Annotated in this window: 8 protein-coding genes and 1 pseudogene; all 9 read left to right on the forward strand. The window is 31.6% G+C overall.

The annotated features are described in order from the left end of the window. The first annotated feature begins 7 nt into the window (after nt 1–7). Nucleotides 8–862, forward strand: coding sequence for a phosphorylcholine transferase LicD (locus QZR70_RS02120; RefSeq protein WP_295792775.1), 855 nt, complete (start codon nt 8–10; stop codon nt 860–862). A gap of 14 nt (nt 863–876) precedes the next feature. Continuing rightward, nucleotides 877–1953, forward strand: coding sequence for an alanine--glyoxylate aminotransferase family protein (locus QZR70_RS02125; protein ID WP_295792777.1), 1077 nt, complete (start codon nt 877–879; stop codon nt 1951–1953). A gap of 1 nt (nt 1954) precedes the next feature. Beyond that, nucleotides 1955–3289, forward strand: a complete 1335-nt coding sequence (locus QZR70_RS02130; RefSeq protein ID WP_295792778.1) for an adenylyltransferase/cytidyltransferase family protein — start codon at nt 1955–1957, stop codon at nt 3287–3289. Nucleotides 3290–3306: 17 nt separating this feature from the next. Further along, a complete protein-coding gene (locus QZR70_RS02135) occupies nt 3307–4122 on the forward strand; it encodes a phosphorylcholine transferase LicD (protein ID WP_295792781.1) in 816 nt (271 codons plus the stop codon). Between the two features lie 4 nt (nt 4123–4126). Further along, entirely contained in the window at nt 4127–5080 is a 954-nt protein-coding gene (locus tag QZR70_RS02140) for a glycosyltransferase (protein ID WP_295792783.1), read from the forward strand. 151 nt (nt 5081–5231) lie between these two features. Beyond that, nucleotides 5232–6482: a flippase gene (locus QZR70_RS02145; RefSeq protein ID WP_295792785.1), complete on the forward strand. Its 1251-nt coding sequence runs from the start codon at nt 5232–5234 to the stop codon at nt 6480–6482. Between the two features lie 625 nt (nt 6483–7107). Next, entirely contained in the window at nt 7108–8067 is a 960-nt protein-coding gene (locus QZR70_RS02150) for an O-antigen ligase family protein (RefSeq protein WP_295792787.1), read from the forward strand. A gap of 209 nt (nt 8068–8276) precedes the next feature. Further along, on the forward strand, nt 8277–8687 hold the full coding sequence (locus QZR70_RS02155) for a hypothetical protein (RefSeq protein WP_295792790.1): 411 nt from the start codon (nt 8277–8279) through the stop codon (nt 8685–8687). A 305-nt stretch (nt 8688–8992) separates the two neighbouring features. After that, nucleotides 8993–9153, forward strand: a pseudogene (locus QZR70_RS02160) (IS256 family transposase); the annotation flags it as partial.

The following is a 9153-nucleotide window of genomic DNA, read 5'->3' on the forward strand; positions in this document are numbered from 1 at the left end:
TTTTTTGATGCGAGAAATTAGTTTTTCGGAAATTAAGCGTGTCGCTTTAGATATTTTAAAAGATGTGGCACATTTTTGTGATACACATGATATTCGATATGTATTAGCCTATGGAACGATGTTGGGGGCTGTTAGACATAAAGGCTTTATTCCATGGGATGATGATATTGATATTATGATGCCACGGGATGATTATAATCGCTTTATTAAGCTATATAATGACCATAATCCAAGATATCAAGTATATTCTATTGAAAACGATGATAGTTACACCTATACAATGGCAAAGGTATTCGATCAAGAAACAGTTATGATTGATAATACATTATGGCGTAATTTTGATAAAGCAGGTGTATTTATAGATATTTTCCCTATGGATGGGTTACCAGATGATACACAGGCACAACAAAAACTTTTTAGACACCAACAACTTTTAAATTTGTTGTTCCATGGGTCGTCTATGAAGTTTACATTTAGTAATCGCTACGTAGACTCTAAAGGTAGCTTTGCTAAGCTAAAAGGTTATATTCGTACATTCTTGAAATTTGGTGCCATTAGCTTAATGCATTTTTTACCAACTACAAGTTTAATTAAAAAGATTAACCAAGATGCACAACAGTATCCATTTTCAGATGCGAAATATATAAGTGTTCTCGTTGACTGTGCAAGTGGTAATAAACGAGAGGTCTATGAAAAGACCTTGTTTGATAATAGAAGTTTATATCCTTTTGAGGATACTGAGTTTTGGGGACTTACAGATAGCGATTTCTATTTAAGTCATTTGTACAATAATTATATGGAAGCACCACCTGAAGATCGCCAGGTACCGCATCATAACTATAGAGTGTATTGGAAACAATAAGAGGGGATTATATTATGAAACTATTTACAGTAGGACCAACACAAATGAGAAAGGAAATTCTTGATGTAAGACATCAACAAGTTCCTTATTTTAGAACAACAGAATTTTCTGAAGTTATGTTAGACTCAGATAAACTGCTCAAAAAGTTTATGAATGCACTAGAAAGCTATAAATCCATCTACTTAACAGCTTCTGGTACAGGCGCATTAGAAGCTACTATTATGAATTGTATGAATGAAACTGACCATGTACTAGTTATTAATGGTGGTACTTTTGGTCAACGTTTCGTTGATTTATGTGAACTCCATGAGATTCCTCATACAGTAATTAAATTAGAAGATGGCGAGGCGTTGACTGATAAACACTTTGCTGCAGTAGAAGAACAAGCATTCACATTTGTTATTGCTAATATCGATGAAACTTCTACAGCACAGCTATATGATATTAATTTATTAAGTAGCTTTGCTAAAAAGAAACAAGCGTACTTAGTGATTGATGCAATTAGTTCGTTCTTAATCGATCATTATGATATGGCTGGTAATAATATTGATGTTACTATTTTGAGTTCCCAAAAAGGACTTTGTATTGCACCAGGTATATCTCCTATTGTAATTAGTGACAGATTATATGAGGAACGTGTAAAAAATAATCACATTAAGAATCTTTATTTTGATTTCAACCAATATATAAAGAACTTTACAAGAGGTCAAACACCATTCACACCCGCTGTTGGGGTATGCTTAGAAATGAATAAAGCATTACATTTAATTGAAGAAGAAGGTTTTGAAAACTATTTATCTCGTATTGATAGTGTGGCAAAAGATTTCAGAAATAGAATTAAAGAACTACCAGTATCTCTTCCTACTTTTACTATCAGTAATGCGGTTACACCTATTCGTTTTGAACAACCAATCGCTAAAGATGTATTTACAATTTTGAAGGACAAATATGATATTTTTGTAAATCCTACGGGTGGGGTCAATGAAGACTTTGTACTACGCGTTGCTCATATTGGTGATACAACCATTGAGGATAATAAAATGCTCGTAGAAACAATGAAATCAGTCATTAAAGAGATTACAGGTAAATAATATGGTAAAAGTGATAACATATGGAACATATGATTTGTTTCATGAGGGACATTATAATCTATTAAAGAATGCAAAAGCATTAGGTGATTATCTTATTGTTGGGGTTACATCCGACTATTTTGATAAATCTAGAGGCAAATTTAATGTTCGTGATTCTTTAATGACGCGCATAGATAATGTGCGTGCTACAGGTTTTGCAGATGAAATCGTAGTAGAAGAATATTTTGGCCAAAAAATAGATGATATCAAACGTTTTAATGTAGATATATTTACTGTTGGATCTGATTGGGAAGGCTATTTTGATTATTTAAATGAGTATTGTAAGGTAGTTTATCTACCAAGAACACAAGGTATTTCTAGTACTCAAATCAGAAATTCCGAGAATGTTAGATTAGGTATTATTGGTAATGAAGTTATTTTGGACAGATTTTTAGATGAGTCTAAATTTGTTAGTGGTATTGATATTATAGGTGGGTACACAGAGACAGATGAGACTGATACTATCTATAAATCATATCAGTTTAATGATTTAGAGCAATTTTGTTCATCTGAAAAGTTACTAGATGAGGTAGATGCGGTATATATTAACATGCCTTTATCTAAACGTGGTGCGTATATTGAAAAAGCACTACAAGCTAGAAAACATGTATTAACAGAATTTCCATTTAGTAGTGACCTTGATGAAACATTACGCTTGATAGAGTTGGCGAAATCTTCCAACTTAGTATTAATGGAAGGCTTAAAAACAGCGTATAGCCCTGCTTTTAATAAGTTAATTGCCATGGCTCGTAGTGGAAAAATTGGTAAAATCTTTAATGTAGAGGCTAATTTTACACAAGTTTTAGGTGATGATTTGGCTAATCAAGTTAGAATAGCGGGTGGTAGTATTTTATCTTTAGCATCCTATCCGTTATTGGCTATCTTTAAACTCTTAGGCTTTAATTATAACCGCGTTGATTTTATAAGTCATAAGGTTGATGATGTCGATATTTTATCGAAAATTAATTTCCTTTATGATGATGCGATGGCTTCTGCTACAGTGGCTATCAATGCTAAAGCTGAGGGTGATTTAGTCATATCTGGTTCTAAAGGATATATCTATGTACCTGCACCTTGGTGGAAAACAGAATTCTTTGAAATGCGCTTTGAAGATGTAAACTTGAATCAAAAGTACTTCTATAAATTTGAAGGTGAAGGCTTACGATATGGAATTGTTGAGTTCTTGAAATGTATTAGAGAGGATTCTGAAAGCTTCTTGATGAGCCATCAAGATATAATTGAAGAGGTACGCGTCCTCCATAAGTTTGTATCTGATACCGATGTTACTGTAATTTAGTATGGGATTTGATGAGTATGCAACAATTATCTTTACGAGAAGTTCAGCTAGAAGAGTTAAATCTTCTCAAGGATTTTGACCAATTTTGCAAAAAATATAATTTAAAATATAGCTTATGTTATGGCACATTAATAGGTGCAGCTCGACATAAAGGGTTTATACCTTGGGATGATGATATTGATGTTTGCATGCCAAGACCTGATTATGAACGGTTATTAACCTTAAAAGAGCACTACGATCACGATGGATTAGAGCTAATTGCTAATCCTATCAATCATAGTTTGGATGCAACCTATGCGGCTATAATCAATAAAAATATTCCTTGTGAAAATATATATTCTAATACATTGCGTAGTAAGTATTTGTGGATAGATATTTTTCCTGTTGATGGGTTTAGTGAAGATATGTCTATCATGAAAGAAATTTATGATAAATCGATTTTTTATCAAAAAATACTTACATTAGCTAGTGCTAAGCTATTTAAGGGTAAATCTCTCATCCATGCTTTAGGCAAATTAGTTATTGTGCCATTATGCCGTTTATTTGGTAAACAACGTTGTATCGATATCATGGATCGTTTGGCTAAATCTTATGACTATACTAAATCAGAGTATGTTGGTGTAATTGCATGGGGTGAAGGTGTAAAGGAACGATTGCCTAAACAAGATTTTGAAAAGATGACTACCATTGAATTTGAAGACCAATCATTCTCTGTTATGTCTTGTTGGAGAGAATACCTGGACAATATGTATGATGATTATATGCAGATGCCTCCTGAGGATCAACGCTGTGGACATAATATTGTTGCTTATAAGATAGATCGAAAGGATTGAGTATATGGAGCCATTAATTTCTATTATTGTTCCTATTTATAATGTTGAACAGTATGTTGATAAATGTATTCAATCAATACTTAATCAAACCTATCAAAATTTAGAAATTATTTTAGTCGATGATGGGGCAACCGATTGTAGCGGTTCTATTGCAGATTCTTATGCGGCGAAGGATAAACGAATTAAGGTTTTTCACAAAGAAAATGGTGGGCTTTCCGATGCTCGTAATTATGGTTTAGATCATGTTACAGGAGACTATATTTTATTCGTTGATAGTGATGATTTTATAGAAAATACAATGTGTGAAAGATTATTTACTGTAGCGAATAGTATCAATGCTGATATGGTTTCCTGTAATTATTATATCTATAGAGGCGATGATGATATAAGTATACACACTATGTCTGTTCAAGATGATAAACGAACTTTTACAGGCATGGATATGTTGAGATATTATCTATTAAAAACTGAACCATTCGATCTCAATGTAGTATGGAATAAACTTTTTAAATCTGAGTTATTCAATGGGACAGTACTAGTTCGTTTTCCAAAGGGGAGAGTTCAAGAGGATAATTTTACTATTTTCAGGCTATTTTTAAATGCTAATACTATAGTAACAGTAAATGAACCCCTTTATTATTATGTACAACGCGCTGGTAGTATAATGGCTAATTTCAGTAGACGTTTTATGACAGATACAGTAGAGTCCCATATATATATGAGTGATTATATTATGAATCACTGTAGTAGTGTAAAGAATGAGCTGCAACTGTATCTTTTAAATTCCTATGTGGAATTGTCTCGTAGAGTTTGTGCAAATAAATGTAAGAAAGAGTACAATGATTTACTAACTCAATATAAACACTATGTATTAGCTCATACAGTTGATACTAGCCATAACCCATTGTGGAAATGCAAACAATATATAAAGAGGGTATTGGTTAAATTGTATTATTAAATATAAATTATATATATTTGTAAGGTTGTATATTATATATGATTAAAACCCATAGAGATTATCTTGATATTTTTAGATTGATAATACTATGGGGTTTTCTCTAATTATGAAAGCATGATTAGTAAGGTTTGATAGATATTAATGTTAGAGGATGGGTAATGTGAGGAAGAGTTACTCCGTATTAATAGAGAATATATTTTCTCTGCTGACTCTGCGTGCTTTAGAATATGTACTCGCATTTATCTTGGTACCATATTTAATTCGCGTATTAGGACCATTGCATTTCGGGATGATTGCCTTTATGCAAGGTATTATGGAATATTTCCGAATTTTTGTTGATTTTGGGTACTCCTTAACGGCACCAAAGGCAATAGCACAAGCTGAAGAACAGAAGATAGGATCTCTATTTGCCAAATATTTTTATGGAAAAGTATGTATATTAATATTTGTTACCATAGTATTTTTCGCTATTTATAATTTGCAACGTATATTACTAGGAAATATGATTGATATAGTATTATTTCAGGTTATGTACTGTGGAATTATAGGCAATGTTTTATTTCCTGTATGGTTTTTCCAGGGCATACAGAAAATGCGGTATATTACTATCTTAAATATGAGTGGTCGTATCTGTACAATGCTTGGTATATTTTTACTCGTAAAATCTCCAGATGATTATATACTTGCGGCATTTTTACAAGCTTGTACTCCATTAATTGCAGGTATTTTTTCAATAGTTTGGTTAAGAAAACACTATACAGGATTATTTAAATTGCCACCTATGGATGAGATTATTAATTCTTATAAAGAAGGCTGGTCTATATTCATATCTTCGTTGGCAGTTAACTTGTATACTGCAACTAATGTAGTAGTATTAGGTATGCTTACGAATAATGTTATCGTTGGTTATTATAGTGCTGCTGATAAATTAATTACCTGTGTTCGCAGAGGTATATATGCTGTAAGTGATGCCATATATCCCTTTATCAGTAAGATGATGAGAGATGATATTCCCAAGGGATTACAATTTATTAGAAAGCAATTATTCTTGTATTTGCTTATAGGTCTCGTTGGTTGTACATCTCTATTTTTCTTTTCAGATACTATAGTTACGCTACTGTTTGGAGCGGATTATGAGTTAACAGTTGATGTATTACGAATCTTGTCATTTGTTCCATTAGCTGTTGCTATTAGTACTGTATTTGGTGAAGAAACGATGTTACCCCTTAATATGAATAGTGCTTATAGTCGAACTCTAGTATTAGCAGCATTCTTTAGTTTGTTATCTATATTCCCATTGTGTTATATGTGGGGTGCAGAAGGCGTAGCAATGACAATGCTACTAACAGAATTTCTAATTATGATTGTTATGGGAGGCTTATTATGGAAGCGACTCTTGTAAGATGTATTAACTAGTTTGTGAGGTTTGTCTTAATATGATTAATACAGTATATTATAAAATTCAAGAGCTATTGCTTTGTGCAATGATAATTGCATTACCATTGATGCGGATACCAGATCGGTATACTTTGTTCTCAATGGGTAATAATCTATCGATGATATTTCTTTTCTTTTCCATTTTGTTATTTATTGTATATAGCATATGGAAAAAGAAGACAGAGGTTCCATTTAAACCATATTTTGCTATATCTATCGTTTGGATTGTTTTTTGTACTATTTTAGGAGTATTCTCTTTTCCTTTTTATGATACTGTTATCTATACGTATCTAATTAATACATCTGTTATCCAAAAACTATATGCTCTATTTCCTTCATTCGTAGGTAATGAATTTATTCTACAAGTAAAGTTGATGGTATCTTTAGTTTGGTATTTATTTAGAAACTTTATATTCCCACTAATAGGGTTATTCTTAATTATTTTTAATCTATATAAGGATGATTGTAAAAAAGGTCTCGATACAATTGTTAATGCTGCAAGAATATTAACAATTCTATGTATAGCTTACTCTGTTATAGAGGTTTCTTGGCTATGGAGTGGTTCAGATTATTTAGCTTCTATACTAGTAATGATCAATAATAGCTTATATGACCCTGTAGTACAAAGTGGTTGGTGGCCTCCAGAATTATGGCCAGGTCAACTTAGAAGCTTTGCGTTAGAACCATCTTATTTTAGTATGATTGCCGTATTTTTAGCTCCATTATTAGGTATTCATTATGTGAATGCTAAAAATAAACTTGATATTATATTAGCATTTTTCTTGATTTTTATGATTTTCTTAACTAAAGCTCGCACAGGTATTGTTGTTTATCTATTCGAACTCGTAGCATTTATCGTATTAAGTCTAATCTTTAGATACCAATCTTGGTGGAAGTTGTGTCTATTTACAATTGGTCTCAGTGTTCTTAGCTATTCTTTCGCCATTATTGGTGATTCTGTAGTAAGTCCTATGATTAAGACAAGTATTTCTCAAACGACTGCTGTCGAAGAAGCACCTAAGGCTATATCTGTAGAAAAAGCTTTAGATAAATATATTGATAGCAATGTTAAGTCGGTTAGCAATACTAGTTCTAGATCTAATTCAGCTAGATTTGGCAATACAGTTGCGATGTTTAACGTTGGACTAGACCATTTAGCATTTGGCGTTGGTAGAGGTTTGCACTCAAGCTATATGGTTGATAAATTCCCTGATTTTGCTAAAGATAGTGGCGAAGTTAAACGTTGGACAGAAGATGTGTTACAAAAAGGGTTTCTAGCATTTGAATATCCAGTGCTTAATGAATTTGCAGCTATATTGGCTTGGTTTGGGTTAATTGGGGAAATCTTGTTTATTACGCCAATTTTATATATTTTATATAGAGTATATAAGATTAAGAAGTATATTAATAACCCTACATTAGTCTACCTATTAGTAGCATTCTTTGGGCAAATTGCATGCTTTATGAGTAATGAATTTTTATTGGCATATCCAATACTTGTAGGGATTTTGATCTGTTATATTAAATTTTATGAGCATAGTGATGCATAAATAGTATGGGGAGTTAATGTATTAGAAAGTACAAAATATATATTGTAATTAATATTTAAAATAAATCGAATAAATTTGATATTCTATTTATGGCTTTTCTATCTCATAATTGGTTATAATCTATACAGTAATATTATGGAATGAATATATTGGGAGTTTTCATTTCTGGGGATAAATTAGTTAATATATAGGTTTGGGAGAATTTAGCTATGAGAAAATATGTACTTTCAGTTGATAAGAATAAGCCAATAGAGCTTGAAATCACAAATATTTTAGATGATGACAAAACTATAGTGCGTGGTCGTCTTAATACATATCATTTGGATTATGATGTAGAGACATCTTCTGTGTTATTAAGCTTTACTTTGGAAGACGATCGAGAGTCTATATATAGTATTAGATTACAAGAAGATGACTCTTTATTAAAATGTTTAGATTGTACTCCTCAGGAGGTATTCTTTAACATTGTTAATTTCCTAGGTGAAGTAATACATAAGGCTAAATCTGTTGGATATACATTAGTTATGAAGTTAGACTATCAAGCTTCTAGATTACTTGTAAAGGATTTAACAAAAATTGGTGAGGAATATCGCGTATTCAATGGAGAATTAGTATATTAGGATAATTTTTAATAAAATATATAGTGGAATTAAAAGAAGGTATCAACTGTAATTGATACCTTCTTTTATATAGAAATAATTAACTTATTAGTTGAAGTATAGTATATGGGCTTATAGGACAAAAAGTGTGTGTAAAAACCCTTATGACACTAGATATTTACTAGTGTTATAAGGGTTTAATCTTTTTCTGGAGAAGTTTGAGGGTGGACAAAAAGTGTGGGTGAAAACATCAATTAGCCCTTGTAATTACTGACTAAAATGAGGTTATATCTTCCTATATATAAACAAATATGGAGGAAGAGTTTATGCGACAAATAAAATGTCCTGATTGTAATGAAAAATGTATTAAACATGGTGTTTTAAAATCTGGTTCTCAGCATTGGTTTTGCAAACATTGTAAGGTGGCATTTACCGTTAAAATTAATAATTTAAGTAAAGAGTTAAACCTATTCTTGAATTGGTTATT

The sequence above is a fragment of the uncultured Veillonella sp. genome (genome assembly GCF_900545205.1).
GTDB lineage: Bacteria > Bacillota > Negativicutes > Veillonellales > Veillonellaceae > Veillonella.

Bases quoted from the DNA above. Each gene is read 5' to 3' on its own strand.
- QZR70_RS02130 (WP_295792778.1), top strand. From the start codon at position 1,955: ATGGTAAAAGTGATAACATATGGAACATATGATTTGTTTCATGAGGGA.
- QZR70_RS02155 (WP_295792790.1), top strand. From the start codon at position 8,277: ATGAGAAAATATGTACTTTCAGTTGATAAGAATAAGCCAATAGAGCTT.
- QZR70_RS02150 (WP_295792787.1), top strand. From the start codon at position 7,108: ATGATCAATAATAGCTTATATGACCCTGTAGTACAAAGTGGTTGGTGG.
- QZR70_RS02140 (WP_295792783.1), top strand. From the start codon at position 4,127: ATGGAGCCATTAATTTCTATTATTGTTCCTATTTATAATGTTGAACAG.
- QZR70_RS02145 (WP_295792785.1), top strand. From the start codon at position 5,232: ATGGGTAATGTGAGGAAGAGTTACTCCGTATTAATAGAGAATATATTT.
- QZR70_RS02135 (WP_295792781.1), top strand. From the start codon at position 3,307: ATGCAACAATTATCTTTACGAGAAGTTCAGCTAGAAGAGTTAAATCTT.
- QZR70_RS02125 (WP_295792777.1), top strand. From the start codon at position 877: ATGAAACTATTTACAGTAGGACCAACACAAATGAGAAAGGAAATTCTT.
- QZR70_RS02120 (WP_295792775.1), top strand. From the start codon at position 8: ATGCGAGAAATTAGTTTTTCGGAAATTAAGCGTGTCGCTTTAGATATT.